This window comes from Flavobacterium reichenbachii, assembly GCF_002217435.1.
GTDB classification, from domain to species: domain Bacteria; phylum Bacteroidota; class Bacteroidia; order Flavobacteriales; family Flavobacteriaceae; genus Flavobacterium; species Flavobacterium reichenbachii.
The window spans coordinates 308,715-324,381 of record NZ_MUHF01000001.1 but is presented as its reverse complement, the minus strand read 5'-3'; the positions used below and the strand labels follow the sequence as shown (position 1 = coordinate 324,381).

Annotated in this window: 16 protein-coding genes; 5 read left to right on the top strand and 11 right to left on the bottom strand. The window is 33.3% G+C overall.

The genetic code is table 11. The annotated features are described in order from the left end of the window. Nucleotides 1-22: 22 nt before the first annotated feature. Genes B0A68_RS01425 through mraZ form a run of 5 tightly spaced genes read right to left on the bottom strand, consistent with a single transcriptional unit; the run spans nucleotide 23 to nucleotide 5,209 of the window. On the bottom strand, nucleotides 23-1,486 hold the full coding sequence (locus tag B0A68_RS01425) for a UDP-N-acetylmuramoyl-L-alanyl-D-glutamate--2,6-diaminopimelate ligase (RefSeq protein ID WP_035685393.1): 1,464 nt from the start codon (nucleotides 1,484-1,486) through the stop codon (nucleotides 23-25). After that, nucleotides 1,483-3,498 (bottom strand): penicillin-binding protein, encoded by a 2,016-nt coding sequence (locus B0A68_RS01420; protein WP_035685395.1) that lies wholly within the window; start codon nucleotides 3,496-3,498, stop codon nucleotides 1,483-1,485. Before B0A68_RS01420 ends, B0A68_RS01425 begins: the two co-directional genes overlap by 4 nt. Beyond that, entirely contained in the window at nucleotides 3,489-3,836 is a 348-nt protein-coding gene (locus B0A68_RS01415; RefSeq protein ID WP_035685397.1) for an FtsL-like putative cell division protein, read from the bottom strand. Before B0A68_RS01415 ends, B0A68_RS01420 begins: the two co-directional genes overlap by 10 nt. A gap of 16 nt (nucleotides 3,837-3,852) precedes the next feature. Next, nucleotides 3,853-4,761, bottom strand: coding sequence for a 16S rRNA (cytosine(1402)-N(4))-methyltransferase RsmH (rsmH, locus tag B0A68_RS01410; protein WP_205623789.1), 909 nt, complete (start codon nucleotides 4,759-4,761; stop codon nucleotides 3,853-3,855). Then, on the bottom strand, nucleotides 4,736-5,209 hold the full coding sequence (gene mraZ, locus B0A68_RS01405; RefSeq protein WP_035685400.1) for a division/cell wall cluster transcriptional repressor MraZ: 474 nt from the start codon (nucleotides 5,207-5,209) through the stop codon (nucleotides 4,736-4,738). Before mraZ ends, rsmH begins: the two co-directional genes overlap by 26 nt. A 377-nt stretch (nucleotides 5,210-5,586) precedes the next feature. Here mraZ and B0A68_RS01400 point away from each other — a divergent pair, with 377 nt between their 5' ends. After that, nucleotides 5,587-6,357, top strand: coding sequence for an alpha/beta fold hydrolase (locus B0A68_RS01400; protein ID WP_035685403.1), 771 nt, complete (start codon nucleotides 5,587-5,589; stop codon nucleotides 6,355-6,357). Nucleotides 6,358-6,392: 35 nt separating this feature from the next. Next, nucleotides 6,393-7,013, top strand: a complete 621-nt coding sequence (gene yihA, locus B0A68_RS01395) for a ribosome biogenesis GTP-binding protein YihA/YsxC (protein ID WP_035685405.1) — start codon at nucleotides 6,393-6,395, stop codon at nucleotides 7,011-7,013. A 98-nt stretch (nucleotides 7,014-7,111) separates the two neighbouring features. Here the strand turns inward: yihA and gldC are convergent, their stop codons facing one another. Together gldC and gldB are read right to left on the bottom strand one after the other, a co-directional pair. Continuing rightward, complete coding sequence (gldC, locus tag B0A68_RS01390; RefSeq protein ID WP_035685408.1) at nucleotides 7,112-7,447, bottom strand: gliding motility protein GldC; 336 nt, start codon at nucleotides 7,445-7,447, stop codon at nucleotides 7,112-7,114. Further along, entirely contained in the window at nucleotides 7,447-8,403 is a 957-nt protein-coding gene (gene gldB / locus B0A68_RS01385) for a gliding motility lipoprotein GldB (RefSeq protein ID WP_035685410.1), read from the bottom strand. Before gldB ends, gldC begins: the two co-directional genes overlap by 1 nt. A 100-nt stretch (nucleotides 8,404-8,503) precedes the next feature. On the opposite strand from gldB, the gene nadE reads away from it, so the two are divergent. Continuing rightward, nucleotides 8,504-9,310 (top strand): NAD(+) synthase, encoded by an 807-nt coding sequence (nadE, locus tag B0A68_RS01380; protein ID WP_035685412.1) that lies wholly within the window; start codon nucleotides 8,504-8,506, stop codon nucleotides 9,308-9,310. Between the two features lie 90 nt (nucleotides 9,311-9,400). After that, on the top strand, nucleotides 9,401-10,030 hold the full coding sequence (locus B0A68_RS01375; RefSeq protein WP_026730588.1) for a response regulator transcription factor: 630 nt from the start codon (nucleotides 9,401-9,403) through the stop codon (nucleotides 10,028-10,030). Between the two features lie 97 nt (nucleotides 10,031-10,127). Here B0A68_RS01375 and dnaG read toward each other — a convergent pair whose 3' ends face one another. The 4 genes from dnaG to B0A68_RS01355 form a co-directional block, all read right to left on the bottom strand. Next, nucleotides 10,128-12,194, bottom strand: a complete 2,067-nt coding sequence (gene dnaG / locus B0A68_RS01370) for a DNA primase (RefSeq protein ID WP_035685415.1) — start codon at nucleotides 12,192-12,194, stop codon at nucleotides 10,128-10,130. A gap of 125 nt (nucleotides 12,195-12,319) precedes the next feature. After that, a complete protein-coding gene (locus B0A68_RS01365) occupies nucleotides 12,320-13,348 on the bottom strand; it encodes a hypothetical protein (RefSeq protein WP_035685417.1) in 1,029 nt (342 codons plus the stop codon). Between the two features lie 189 nt (nucleotides 13,349-13,537). Then, nucleotides 13,538-14,242: a hypothetical protein gene (locus B0A68_RS01360; protein ID WP_035685420.1), complete on the bottom strand. Its 705-nt coding sequence runs from the start codon at nucleotides 14,240-14,242 to the stop codon at nucleotides 13,538-13,540. Further along, the gene (locus B0A68_RS01355; protein WP_035685423.1) at nucleotides 14,229-14,789 is read right to left on the bottom strand and encodes an RNA polymerase sigma factor; all 561 of its coding nucleotides are present in this window, start codon (nucleotides 14,787-14,789) and stop codon (nucleotides 14,229-14,231) included. The genes B0A68_RS01360 and B0A68_RS01355 overlap by 14 nt, the downstream gene beginning before the upstream one ends. Nucleotides 14,790-15,104: 315 nt before the next feature. On the opposite strand from B0A68_RS01355, the gene B0A68_RS01350 reads away from it, so the two are divergent. Then, the gene (locus B0A68_RS01350) at nucleotides 15,105-15,617 is read left to right on the top strand and encodes a hypothetical protein (RefSeq protein ID WP_035685426.1); all 513 of its coding nucleotides are present in this window, start codon (nucleotides 15,105-15,107) and stop codon (nucleotides 15,615-15,617) included. The last annotated feature ends 50 nt before the right edge of the window (nucleotides 15,618-15,667 follow it).

The following is a 15,667-nucleotide window of genomic DNA, read 5'->3' as shown; positions in this document are numbered from 1 at the left end:
ATTTGAACTTAAAAATTCGTTGTTATTTGTTTAGCTGCTCTAAAATTTCTTTTACCGTTTCCATATCATCAAAATGATGACGAACTCCATTAATCTCCTGATAGGTTTCATGCCCTTTTCCGGCAATTAAAATAATATCATTTGGCTGAGCCAATTGACAAGCCGTTTTAATAGCCTGCTTTCTGTCTGTAATTCTCAATAATTTTTTATAATTATGAGCCTCTACACCTTTTTCCATTTCATCCAAAATCACTTCCGGATCTTCATTTCTCGGATTATCAGATGTCAAAATTGCTTTATCGCTGAGATCTGTTGCAATTTTTGCCATAATTGGTCTTTTGGTTTTATCTCTATTTCCGCCGCAGCCTACGACAGTAATTAATTGTTCGTTTTTAGTTCGAATGTCATTAATTGTCTTTAATACATTATCTAATGCATCTGGCGTATGTGCGTAATCTACAATCGCAGTAATATTTCCTTCTGAAACAATGTATTGAAATCGACCCGAAACACTTTCTAAATCAGAAAGTAAACGAAGTGCCTCCAAACTATCCATTCCCAATTCTACAGCTGTTCCGTAGATTGCCAAAACATTATAAGCATTAAAAGTTCCAATTAGTTTTACCCAAACCTCATTGTCATTCACCTTTAACAATAATCCAGATAACTGACTTTCTAAAATCTGAGCTTTAAAATCTGCGTATGATTTTAATGCGTATGTCAATTTTCTTGCAACAGTATTTTGCAGCATTACCGTTCCGTTTTTGTCATCAATATTTGATAAAGCGAAAGCTGTCTTTGGCAACGAATCAAAGAATGATTTTTTAACATCTCTGTATTCAGCAAAAGTTGCATGATAATCTAAGTGATCGTGTGACAAATTCGTAAAAATTCCGCCCACAAAATGCAACGCTTCTGTACGTTTTTGATGAATTCCATGAGAACTTACTTCCATAAAACAATGCGTCACTCCTGCTTCTATCATTTCATTTAAATAATGATTGATTGTCAGCGAATCTGGTGTAGTATGTGTTGCTTTATATTCGGTTTTATCCACCATTATTTTTACAGTGGACAGCAGGCCGACTTTAAATCCTGCTTTTTCAAACAATTGAAACAATAATGAAGCAATAGTCGTTTTACCGTTTGTACCTGTAACTCCTACTAATTTTAATTTTTCAGAAGGATTTCCAAAATAATTTGCCGACATAAAAGCCAAAGCCGCATTGGTATCTTTTACCTGAATATAGGTAATTCCTTTGGTCGTATTTTCTGGAAGAGTATCACAGATAATAGCCACAGCTCCTAATTGTATTGCTTTTTCTATATAATCGTGCCCATCAGAAATTGAACCGCGAATTGCTACAAAAACATCATTTTCTTCAATATTTCTTGAATCAAACTCTATTTTAGAGATAGCAATTTCTGTTGAACCTTTTACAGATTCAATAGCTGTTTTATATAATATGTCTTTAAGTATTTTCACGATAATTCTAATACTATTGTTGTGTTTTTAATTATATTTTGCCCCGCCTGAATAGATTGTTTTTTTACCTTTCCTACTCCAATAACTTTTACTTTTATCTTTACGTCAAGATTTTCCAGCAAAGCAACTGCATCCATTCCCGGCATTCCTTTTAAATTTGGAATCTGATTTAGTTTTTTATTTGATTCTTTGTCAAACTTATCATAACTGATTTCTTGTTTTGGAATTTTAGAATCAAGCTGTTTAATTTTATTGGTTGATGGCGCATCTGTAAATATTTTTTGGGCAATCCTCTTAAAAACCGGACCCGCAACGTCTGCTCCGTAATAATTATTTTTTGATGTATTAGGTTTATGAACTACCACAATACAAGAATATTTAGGATGATCTGCCGGAAAATATCCTACGAATGAAGAAGCATAATACAACGCTGATTTACCGTCTTTTCCTCCATAATTCATCTGAGCAGTTCCTGTTTTTCCTGCCATCGAAAAATCTTTCGAATACAACTTAGAAGCCGTTCCTTTTTTAACCACATTCAACAAAACAGCTCTTAGTTTTTTAATCGTTTCAGGTGAACAAATCCTTGGATTAATGACTTCTGTATCGAACTTTTTAATTGTATTGTTCCATTCTTTTATTTCTGATACAAACTGTGGTTTTACCATTACGCCATTATTTGCAACCGAATTGTAAAATGCCAGTGTTTGCATTGGCGTAACTGAAACTTCATATCCAAATGCCATCCACGGCAGTGAAATTCCAGACCAGCTTTTATCTCCTGGATATGGAATAATAGGTCTTCCTTCTCCTTTAAAATGTAATCCTAAAGTTTTATTTAAACCAAAATCCCTGATATGATCAACGAATTTTTTTGGATTGCTTTTATAATTCTCATAAACTGCCTGAACCATAACTGTATTAGACGAAAGTTCAAAACCACGAGCTAAAGAAACTTTTCCATAACCACCTGTATGCGAATCGCGTACAGATCTTCCGTAATATTTAACTACACCGCCATGACTATCATACACCGTACTCGTATCTGCCACTTTATCTTCTAAAATTGCCATTAAATCGACCAATTTAAAAGTTGATCCTGGCTCGTGAGACTCTGCTACAGCATAGTTTGTAGTTTCAGTATATGATCCGTCTTCTTGTCTTCCTAAATTTGAAATCGCTTTTACATGACCTGTTTCTGTTTCCATAACTACAACACAGCCATGATCTGCTCCGTAATCCTCTAATTGTTTCAACAAAGCGTGATGCGCGATATCCTGAATAAAAACATCAATGGTAGAGATTACGTCGTAACCATCTATAGGATCTACTTCGTTTATATCACGAATAGGTTTCCATTGGCCTTTTGCTATTTTTTGCTTTAATATTTTTCCGTCTTTTCCGTTCAGGTAGTTTTTAAAAGCCCACTCAATTCCTTTCCCAACTTCTATTCCTGTGGCAGGGTCAATACGATCGTAACCAATGGTTCTTTCGGCAATTTTGCCGATCGGATGTTTTCTAACAGTTTCTTGTTCTACGATAATACCTCCTTTAAAAGCACCTAATTTGAACAATGGAAATCCTTTTATTTTGACGTAATCTGTATAACTCAAATTACGGGCAATCAAATAATAACGATTTTTATGATCTCTCGCTCTTCTTAATTCCTGCTCAAAATAACTTCCGGATTTACCTAAAACAGTTACTAAAGAATCCGATAATGCTTTTACATACTTTTCGAAAGTTTCTGTTTTTGGTGCTTTCGCATCAAATCTAATTTCATAATTAGGAATAGAAGTTGCCAGCAGACTTCCGTCTGCAGAATAGATATTTCCTTTATTCGCCGGAATTACAAAATTTCTAACAGTACGCTGTTTTGCCAGTTTCCTGTAATGATCTCCTTCAACCCATTGAATATTAGTTAACTTAACAACAATAGCAATTGCCATCACAAAGATGAAAACTGCTACGAGGTAAATTCTGTAGGATATATGTTTATCTTCTACTGCCATATTCTTTTAAAGAAACTTTTTTCTTCTTCTTTTTTTACTTCTATTTTTACTGGAGGAACTGTCGACGGATAAATCTCTTTTTCAAGCATTTTATCCGATATAGTTGATTCCATTTTTAATTTCATTAATTCAGATCTTCTGTCTACAAATTCAGAACGCAATTCTTTTACTTCGTTCCCTAGTTTTGCAATTTCAAAAACCTTTTGTTCATAGCGTTGTGTGTTCGCAATCATCAAAATAGCAAGCAGAATGATAAAAACAATGAATCGCCAGTTTTTTAATGCGTCATCGTTAATCAGAAATCTTGCTTTTAATATGTCAAATACACCGCTTTTCATTTTCTACCTATATATATTATATCTTCTCAGCAATTCTCAGTTTTGCACTTCTTGCTCTGTTGTTGATTTTAATTTCAGCATCGTCCGGAACAATCAATTTTCCGATGGTTTTAAAGGGAACTGAAAAATTTCCATAAAAATCACGTTCAGGTTCTCCTTCAAACATTCCGTTTTTAATAAATCTTTTTACCAGCCTGTCTTCTAGAGAATGATAAGAGATTACAGAAAATCTTCCACCCGGATTCAAAAGTTCTAACGACTGCTCAATAAACTCTTTTAAAACATCCATTTCCTGATTTACCTCAATACGGATAGCCTGATAAATCTGAGCCAATATTTTATTTCGAACTCTTTCTGGTAAATGTTTCGCCAGAACTTCTTTTAATTCATCTGTGGTTTTGATTGGGTAACCGCTTCTGGCCTCTACAATTGTTCTTGCCAAAACCGGAGCATTTTTCAACTCTCCATAATCAAAAAAAACACGACGTAAATCCTGTTCTTCATATTCATTAACTACTCGATAAGCATTGAGATCATTTTTCTGACTCATCCGCATATCAAGTTCAGCATCAAATCTGGTAGAAAAACCTCTTTCCGGCACATCAAATTGATGAGACGAAACTCCTAAATCTGCCAAAATTCCATCTACAGATTTAATACCGTGAAAACGTAAAAATCTTTTAATAAATCTAAAGTTCTCATTAATTAAGGTAAACCTTTCATCGGGTAATGCATTTGCAAGCGCATCTTCGTCTTGATCGAAAGCAAATAATTTTCCGTTTGGCCCCAATCGCCTTAAAATTTCTTTTGAGTGACCTCCACCGCCAAACGTAACATCTACATACACGCCGTCAGGTTTAATATTTAAACCATCTACCGTAGGATGAAGCAAAACCGGATTATGATATTCCATTGTCGTCGTCATTAATATTTCCCATTACTTCTTCGGCTAGATCTGCAAAATCCATATCTTCGCCGCTTATTGATTTTTCGTATAAATCCTTATCCCAAATCTCCACAATATTAACCGCAGATGAGAAAACAACATCTTTAGAAATGCTCGAAAAAGCAACCAAATCTTTAGGAACCAAAAGCCTGCCCAGAGCATCAATTTCTACCACTTTTACGCCGGCAGTAAATCTTCGAATAAAATCGTTGTTCTTTTTTACAAAACGATTAAGCTTGTTAATCTTCTGCATCATCAGATTCCATTCATCCATTGGGTACAGCTCTAAACACTGCTGAAAAACCGAGCGCTTCAAGACAAATCCGTCCTGAAGAGATGAAGCCAATTGCTTTTTTAGGGGCGCAGGCATCATTAGCCTCCCTTTAGCATCGACTTTACACTCATATGTTCCAACAATTGTGTTCAAAAAAACTCTTTAAGATGTTATACAGCAAAAATATAAAAAATTTTACCACATTTTACCACAAAATACCACTTTGTTAATAAGTTTAACCACTTCCCTACCACTTTCGTTAATTCATAACTAATCAATATGTTAGCTATTAATTAGCGTATTGATAATTATGCTGATCAATCAAAAAAATTACGTGCAGTTTTTCTTAAAAAATTGGTTATAATGCAGATTTCTTAACATTTGAGCAATAATAGAAAAAAGACTATAAAACCTGATTTTTAAATACTTAGCGTATAAATGGAAATTATGTAGTTAAAAAACGGCAGCAAAAAACCATTTTTATTTATTAAACCCTATATTTGTCCAAATTGAAATTGGCACTAGATTAGATGGACAAACACTACAAAAAAGAAGGCAAATACAGCTATTTTGAAGCTGGAGAAGGAACTCCTATTGTTATTTTACATGGATTAATGGGAGGCCTTAGTAACTTTGATGGTGTAGCACAATATTTCCCAACAAAAGGATACAAAGTTGTTATCCCAGATTTGCCAATCTACACCCAGAGCATTTTAAAAACGAATGTAAAAAGTTTCGCCAAATATGTAAAAGACTTTATCACTTTTAAAGGTTTTGATAAGGTTATTTTGTTAGGAAATTCATTAGGAGGGCATATCGCTCTTTATCACACAAAATTATATCCTGAAAAAGTTGCAGGTCTTGTAATAACCGGAAGTTCTGGCCTTTACGAAAGCGCAATGGGAGACAGTTATCCTAGAAGAGGAGATTATGAATACATCAGAAAGAAAGCTGAAGATGTATTTTATGATCCTAAAATTGCAACTCCGGAACTTATTGACGAAGTTTATGCAACCGCAAATGACCGCATCAAACTAATCAAAACGCTTACTATTGCAAAGAGTGCCATTCGTCATAATATGGCTAAAGATTTGCCAAAAATGACGGTTGAAACCTGTATTATATGGGGTAAAAATGACTCGGTTACACCTCCAAATGTTGCTGAAGAATTTCATAATTTACTACCTAATTCAAGTTTATATTGGATAGACAAATGCGGACATGCTGCTATGATGGAGCACCCTGATGAATTTAATACCATTCTGGAAGACTGGCTGTCAAAAAACAATTTCCAGCACTAACTTTCGACTTTTAAAGAGGTTTAAAAACCAATAACATGAAAATTAATACCGCCGAATTTATTGTCAGTAATTCTGATGTTACAAAATGTCCACAAGATTTTTTGCCGGAATACGCTTTTATCGGAAGATCAAATGTTGGTAAATCATCTTTAATAAACATGATTACCAATCATAAAAACTTAGCAAAAACTTCTGGAAGACCAGGAAAAACACAATTGATTAATCATTTTAAGATAAACAACAATTGGTTTTTGGTAGATTTACCAGGTTATGGTTATGCTAAAGTTTCTAAAAAAACAAAATCTGTTTTTCAGCAGTTTATTACAGATTACTTTGAGACAAGAGAACAATTGGTTTGCGCTTTTGTTCTAATTGATATTCGTCATGAAGCCCAAAATATAGATATTGAATTTATGTCTTACATGGGAGAAAGCGAGATTCCGTTTTGTATTATTTTTACAAAAGCAGATAAAATCAGTAAAGTAAAAGTTGATTCGCATATTGCAGCTTACAAAAAGCAGATGTTTGCAAACAACTGGGCCGAAATGCCTCATTATTTTGTAACCTCATCTACAGAATCAATCGGAAAAGAAGAACTTTTATCTTACATCGACGAAGTAAATCAGGAAGTTTTCAAAAACAATAATCAGTTTTAAATTTTAACATAAGAGGAAAACCTTAAAATATAAAAAATCCCAAATTCCAAGTATCAATTGGAATTTGGGATTTTTTATATTTTGGAATATCAGAGAAATTATTTCGTCAAATCCAGTTTTTCTGCAAAGTAATCACAGAAATCTTTCATTGTATCTGCCATTTTTTCGTCATCTGTAGCACGCTTAAATGTATCTGACATCGCAACCAAAGTCTGGTGAAAAAAGATTTTCATCTCATCAACCGGCATGTCTTTTGTCCACAAGTCAATACGCATCGTTTCTTTGGCTTTACTATCCCAAATAGACAACATGATCGCTTTTGCTTCTTCGGCTTGCACACCGCCGTCCTGTGCACTCCAGGTTAATTTTTCCGGAACACGGTTTTCGTCTAATTCTATATTGAATTTAATTTCTGAATTTATTGTATCTGCCATTATTTCTTAGGTTTATATTTTGATTTTTCGAAAATTTCTTTTGCTTCTGTTTTTAATAATTCGGATAACGTAACATTGTTGTTTTTCATATAAGAACGCACCATCTGCCAGCCGATCCAGGCACCAATTCTTCCCGGCGAATCGTTATCTATTTCTAAATAAAATTTAGAAAACGGAGCCGGCGCAATAAATCGCGTTGTTAATTTTGGATCTACACTGTATAACATTTCATTTTCAATAAAATGACGCCAGATATAGTTTTCATTCTCTTCACTCCATTTTATTTGTTCTGGCGTATAGCCCATTTTTTCTGCATCTGTATACTCCGGCAGCAATAAATCTTTTGCATACAGCAATTTTCCTTCAAAAACCATCTGAGCAACTAAGCTTTTATCTGAAGAATTAGGAATGTTTCTGTAAGCAAAACTCGAAACTACATCTGGCATTATCTGTCTTTCTTCAAAATTTTGCTTCAAATAATTCGGAAACTGATAGAATTTATGTTCTTTTCCTAAATATAATTCCAAAGCCACAATTACGAGACTGTCTGCATAAATAGCTTTCGCATTATAATCCATTTCGCCTATTACTGTAATTACTTTGGGCGTTTTTGTTTTTGGAAAATAATATTTTATATGCTGAAAAAGCAGATTAAATTCTTTACGGACAGGTTCAAAATCGGCATATTTTTGCTGCACCTCCGTATATACTTCCTTCCAGATCGGATTCTGCATTTTTTCTAACCAGACTTTATCGTCGTTTCCTGCAGGAAAAAAGAAAGGATATTGTTTTTTTACTTTGGCCAGATCTTCTGGTTTGGTTTCAAAGAACACTTTATCAAAACGTTCTACTTTGATATCAACAGGGATTTCTTCAACTTCTTTTTCTACTTTAGTTTTTTGATCACAGGACAAAAAAAACAAGCACAGAACCACTGCGAAGCGATATATTTTCATTTTATTTTAATTAGATTTGTGTTGCAAGAATTTAAAAGTAAACAGATACTCAAAATAATTCTGCAAATATACATCCCTGTATCTTAAAACTTGAACTATTATGGCTAAAAAAAGTACAATTCAAACAGAAAAAGTAAATGCCCACATTGTAGAGTGGTTAAAAAATTATGCTGAGAACGCAAAAGTAAATGGTTTTGTAATCGGAATTTCTGGCGGTGTTGATTCTGCTGTAACTTCTACATTATGCGCACAGACAGGATTAAAAGTTTTATGCGTAGAAATGCCTATCCATCAGGCTCCAAATCAAGTTTCAAGAGGGAAAGAACATATTGAACAATTAAAAAAACGTTTTCCAAATGTTTCTAGTGTAGAAACTGATTTAACCGCGACTTTTGAAGCTTTTAAAGCTGCTGTGCCAACAACAGATGACCAAGCAAAGGTAAATTTATCACTCGCAAATACACGCGCACGTATTAGAATGACCTCTTTATATTATTTGGCAGGAATTCATGGTTTGTTAGTTGCCGGTACAGGAAATAAAGTTGAAGATTTTGGTGTAGGATTTTATACAAAATATGGAGACGGCGGCGTCGATTTAAGTCCAATTGCAGACTTAATGAAATCAGATGTGTATGCTTTAGGTGCATTTTTAACAATTCCGGAGTCAATTTTGACTGCTGCACCAACAGATGGACTTTTTGGAGATAACCGCACCGATGAAGATCAACTAGGCGCAAGTTATGACGAATTGGAATGGGCTATGCTTGCATCGGAGTCAGGAAATACGGTAGCTGACTTCAGTGGGAGAGAAAAATCTGTCTTTGAAATTTATAAACGATTAAACACCAGCAACAAGCATAAAATGGATCCAATTCCGGTCTGTTTGATACCAAAATTGTTAAAATAAAACTTTTTAACATTTACGACAATTAATTACAGAATTTATTTATTAATTTTACAGTTCCAAAAACATGAACAATTCTAAAAAGGTAAAATTATGATTAAAGTATGTCTAGCAGACAATCATCCTGTTACGCACTTTGGCGTTAAGTCGTATTTCAAAGACCACGATCAAATTTCAATTGTTGCCAATGTGGGCAATTTTTCAATGGTAAGAGACATTCTTCAGACGAAGGAGATCGACATCCTAATTCTAGACTTAGAGTTAGAAGGTCTTTCAAGCATCTTTGAAGTTAAATCTATCCTGAAAAACTTTCCTAAAACAAAAATTGTCATTTTCAGTGATCTGGCAGAACAAATGTATGCACCAAATGCTATCAAAGCTGGAGTATCAGGGTATGTGCACAAAACAGAAAAACTTGAAACACTAGGTCTTTCTATTATTAAAGTACACGAAGGTAAAATTATCATCAATGAAACTGTACGTAAAAACATGGCGCTTATTGCTAAACAAAGCAAAAGCGAACGTTTGTACAGAAAACTTTCTAATCGTGAAATCGAGGTTTTACGTTATTTAAGTGATGGTAAGAAAAACAATGAAATCTCTAAAATCTTAAATCTGAACGAGAAAACGATCAGTACTTACAAATTAAGATTATTGACTAAATTAAATGTTACTAATTTAGTTGACTTAGTTAATAAAGCTAAGACTTTAGAAATTATCTAATACCTTCTCGACTGCCTTAAATCATTTTTTTAAGTCATCGGAAATTATAAAAGCTCTATAAATCACGTTCCACTAGATTTATAGAGCTTTTTTCTTTTTAGGAGTGATAAGGAACTACTACTCTGCCCAGTTTTCTGGAAAAATTGTTTAATAATTTAGAATAATCAACAACCATAGACAAAAGTTCAGAGTTGTCTTCCTGCGGATCTGTAAGCAGTGAATTTTTTAAATCTGATATTATTCCTGAAACCAGAAACCAGCGCATAGAAAAAATTGTATCTGAAACATTTTGTTCGATTGTTTCGTTTTTTTGTTTTGGAAAAATATTCTGTCCTTCCCAATTGTGAATTACAACTTTTTCATCTTCCATTAAAATATTGGTTACTTCCTGTGCAAATTCGGGTTGTAAATGCATCAAATATTTATCTAAACTAAAAGTTTCATTCTGGTTATAAAACTCCATAATATTGTTAAAAATATCCTGAAACAATGTATTAGAGAGTTCCACCTCATCTTCCTGAAGACTTAGATAAACTTTCTCATATACTTTATATTTTCTTTTTTCAGAAACTTCTTTTACATTTCCTTCTTCATCTGCTTTTAGAAAAACATCTTCAAAATCCTCTAAGACATTTCCGTAAAGCAATAATATTTCGATAATTTTTCTTTCGAAACCATACAAAATATCTACTTTTCCTGCTGGCTCTTCCATATATCCAGGCTCGCCTGGATAACCATCTGGCGGTCCTACTCTTGGATCTTCTGGATCGCCTCCTGAATACCCTGTGTTTTTTGGATTTTGATTCCTATAAACTTCAAAAGGTTTTTGCTCCTGCTTTTGCTTTTTATTAACTTCTGCAAGATCTTTTTGAATCAGCTGTGCTAGTGTGCTTACCAAAACCTGCTCAGAAATATCCATGATTCTGGCGCATTCCTGTATGTAAACTTCACGCTGAATACGGTCTGGGATTTTAGAAATACTCGTAACCATATCTCGAATCAGATCGGCCTTTTTTATCGGATCATTCTTTGCTTCATTCATTAAAATAGAAGCTTTGAACTGTATAAAATCTTTGCTGTTTTCTTCTAAATAAGCAACTAAATCATCGTGAGAATTTTTTCTTGCAAAACTATCCGGATCTTCTCCATCAGGAAAAGTACATACCCGCACGTTCATTCCTTCTTCCAAAATCAAATCAATTCCACGAATAGAAGCACGCAATCCTGCTGCATCTCCATCAAAAAGAACTGTAATATTTTTAGTCAAACGATTTACTAATCTAATTTGATCTGGTGTTAAAGCTGTCCCTGAAGACGCTACAACATTTTCTATTCCGGCTTGATTAAACTGTATAACATCAGTATAACCTTCAACCAAATAACAGTTGTTCTGTTTTGCAATAGCTTGCTTGGCCTGAAAAATTCCGTAAAGAACTTTACTTTTATGGTAAATATCACTTTCTGGTGAGTTCAGATATTTGGCTGCTTTTTTATCATTGGTCAAAATACGTCCTCCAAAACCTAAAACACGTCCCGACATACTTTCTATAGGAAACATTACACGGCCTTTAAAACGGTCAAAAGGACGATCTTCCCTTGCTATTGTCAAACCTGTGCTTTCCAGAAATTCCAGCTTATAGCCTTTACCTAAAGCTTCTTTGGTAAGAGCATCCCAGGTTTCCGGCGAATATCCTAAACTAAATTTCTTGATCGTTTCACTTGTAAAACCTCTTTCCTTAAAATACGAGAGTCCGATTGCTTTTCCTTCTTCTGTATTTAAAAGTGTTTTATGAAAATATTCTTTTGCAAATTCTGAAACCAAATACATGCTTTCGCGAACGTCTGTAATGGCTTTTTCTGCATCTGTCTGCTCGGTTTCTTCAATCTCAATGTTGTATTTTCTGGCCAGATATCGAATAGCTTCAGGATAAGTAAAGTGAGAATGCTCCATTAGAAATGCAACAGAATTCCCTCCTTTTCCAGAACTAAAATCTTTCCAGATTCCTTTTGCAGGAGATACCATAAACGACGGCGAACGTTCGTCTGAGAACGGACTTAATCCTTTGAAATTACTACCGGCACGTTTTAAATTAACAAAATCGCCGATAACCTCCTCTACTCGAGCAGTTTCAAAAACAGTATCTATGGTATTTTGTGAAATCAAAACGTTTAATATTTTAAATTTTTAAGGGGAGTAAAAGTACACAAATCAATTCTGAATTTCACTCCTTAAAATAAAAAATGTGCTTCGTTTGAAGCACATTTTCTACTAACTAACTCAACTGTATTCTAATTTAAATCTAAACGCAAACCTAAGGAAATGTTGTTCTCTTTGATTATGTTATCCTGAAACAACGGATTCAAATCGTACTTTACATACAAACTGATGTCTTTATAACCGATATAAGAACTCAGTCCATAGATAAAATTATTTACATTATAATCGCCTTTTATAGTCGTTTTATATTTTAAATCCTCGTCTTCAAATTTCAAAATTTGTTTTGTTTTTACATTGATTCCGGCGTAGCCCCCGATTCCAAAACGGAAACTTTTGTGCGTTTTAAAGTACGTTTTACCATCTTTAACTACTGGCTTAGAAAAATCAAATTCTAAATGTAAAGGAACTGCGATATAAACATTTCTAAAACGAGACTCATCCAGATTTGTCGCATTAATTACCAAATTGGTCTGATCTCCATTTACTACAAAACTACGGTTATCTGTTGGTCGAATATTATTGTACATTAGAGAAACTCCATAAACTGCATGAAGTAAATTATTATTGCTTAGTAATCTTGAATTATAATTAATTCCCCATTCATAAAAATGAGACCCCATAAAACTATAATTTGAATCCTGAAGTTTTCCGTCGGCCATTGTATTATTCAAACCCATTGCAAAAACAAATTGAGAAGTAGTTCTTTTTTCGCCTCTTATAGAATCTTTGCCTTTTTCTCTGTGCTTCCATTTAAATGTAAATGTTCTGGTTGAATCTTCCTTAATTTTACCATCTACTTTTTGCTGTACCAGATCATTAAGTTCATTCTGCGCCAGCGTTACTTTTTCTTCAATGATTACAGCTCTCGCTTCGGCTAACTCTTTTTTGCGTTTATCAGCTGTTTCCTGAGTTATTTTCCCTTCAGATAACTGCACATTTACAGCTTCTACTTCTTGTTTTAAAGCTTCTTTTTCTTCTTTGGTGATTTTCTCAATTTTAACCGCAATTGCTCTTGCTCTTGACTCAAAGGTTTCCTGTCCTATTACTTTACTTACTATTAAAAAGAAGAAAAGAATAAGATAAATGGTAAAATTTCTCATGATTGATTGTTTAAATGATTGATTTGATGATTAATTGTGAATGTAAATTATAAATTGTTTGTTTTTGATTCTTTGATTCTTTGATCTTTCTCCATCGGGTTAATCCCGAAGCCTCGGGACGACGCTACAATTTGAATTGTTCCTTCGGAATTGAAAATCCTTAATTCTTGCTCCTTTACTCTTTGCTCTTTACTCCTGCTGATTTCTATTTGACAAAGCGACTTTAACTTCCTGAAAGTTTTTATTGACTTTTGTAATTACTTTTTCTCTAAAAGAAAGCTCCAGTTCGCCGTCTACCTGATTTAATAAATCAGATGCATTGATTTTTATTTTTGATTTTTTTACTCCATTTTCAGCCAAAACTTTATGTTCTGCTGCTTTTAATAACTGATCTGAATTCTCTTTTTTAGAATTTTCGGCAATTACAGTTTGATTGTTGATTGATTGATTTTCCTGATCGTTTTTGATGATGATTGAAGACTCCGCTGCTGGGTTTGATTGATTTTGAATGTTTTTATTTGAAATTTTATTTTGCTTTTGTTCTTTAATTAAGGTTTTATTTGAAATCTTTTCTGAAACTGCAATTTCTGCCTTAACAGAATCAACATTATTATGAGCTGTTTTATCAATTGATTCTTTTACAGTTTCTTTTTCGACAACTACATTTATTGGTGTTTCAATTGTACTTTTATTTTGGTTAAAAAAGAAACTTCCAACTAATAAAATCCCAACAAAACTTGCTGCTATATAAAGCCATTTCCTATTCTTTTTTGGTTTCTTTTCTTCGGCGATACTCAACATAGCATCCAATCGATCCCAGGCTTTATCGCTTGGCTCAATTTTGCGTTGATTTAGCTTTTCACGGAAATCCTTTTCAAAATTATTCGGTTCCATTATCTTGTTTTTTTAGAATATTAATTTGTGTTTGCAGCATTTTTCTAGCATGCGATAATTGCGATTTTGATGTTCCTTCATTGATTCCTAATATCTTTGCAATTTCATTATGTTTATAACCTTCGATAGCATATAAATTAAAAACCATTTTATAACCGTCTGGAAGTGCATCTATTAAAAACTGGATTTGATCTATTGAAAACTGACTGTCAGTTGCATTAAAACTTTCCTCGACATAAATTTCGTCCTCAACAAATTTTACTTTTTTCTGTACTCTTAAATAGGAGATGCATTCGTTAACCATAATTCGGCGAATCCAGCCTTCAAAACTTCCTTTGTGTTCAAATCTGTTTAAGTTTGTAAAGACTTTCATAAAAGCGGTAATCATTACATCTTCTGCCAGCTGAATATCTTTTATATATTGTCTGCAGACGCTCAGCATTTTTGAAGAAAACCGGCTATAAATCTGCTGCTGTGCTTGTCGATTGTTTTCGACAGCCAGCTTTATGATTTTAGTTTCTTCTTGATGTAACTGAATAATTTTCATTAATAAGCTTTCAAATTTTGTTTTTGTAACAGACTTCTATTAGCATAGACGAGTGAAGCTGTAAAATGGTTGCATGGGGTAAAAAAAAAAATTAACTTTTTTATTTTATCAATATGTAAACTTAATGAAAATATGAAGTAAATTCTAAAAGCATAATTTACCAATACCTTTAAATACAAGTGGTTTTGATGAAAATGCAGGGATTTTATGTAAATATTTTTTGTTGTAAAAAAAAATAGAATTACATGTTTAAAATTTTATATTTACCGTTTTTAAATGATATCCAAAACAAAATTTAAACCTAATTTTTAACCAATGCAAAATTTAAAAGACAAAATCTGGGGTTTTATAATCCTGCTGATCTGCATCGCCTGCTGCAAACAATGTACAACAGAATATATTAAAGGAGGCGACAACAAAGCAATTTCTAACTACGAAAAAATGCTTTTTGATAATTCTACAATAGAAGCAGAATTATATCCTGAATACAAACAAACTACAATCAAAATTGCTGGAATCCCAATGAAATCTTATGATTTTAGATATCATTTTAATGTAGATGGAAATGAATATGAGGGCAAACATACTTTTAATGCTGATTTACCAAAATCAAATACACTTAAAATTTACTATTTAAAAACCGATCCTAACTTTAATACTCAGGATCCTAAATCAAAATTAGAAGCCGAAAAAGAAAAAAACTCATCTAACAGCAGTTTATACTGGGCTATAGGCTGGGGAGTATTTGGTATACTGTCACTTTTGGGTCTTATTAATGAGTTTAAGAAAAAAGAAGAACCCGAAACAGAAACTCCTGCTGCAGAATAGCGGAAGTACTTTATAAATATCACAAAAAAAGAAAACCCTTGTTATATCTA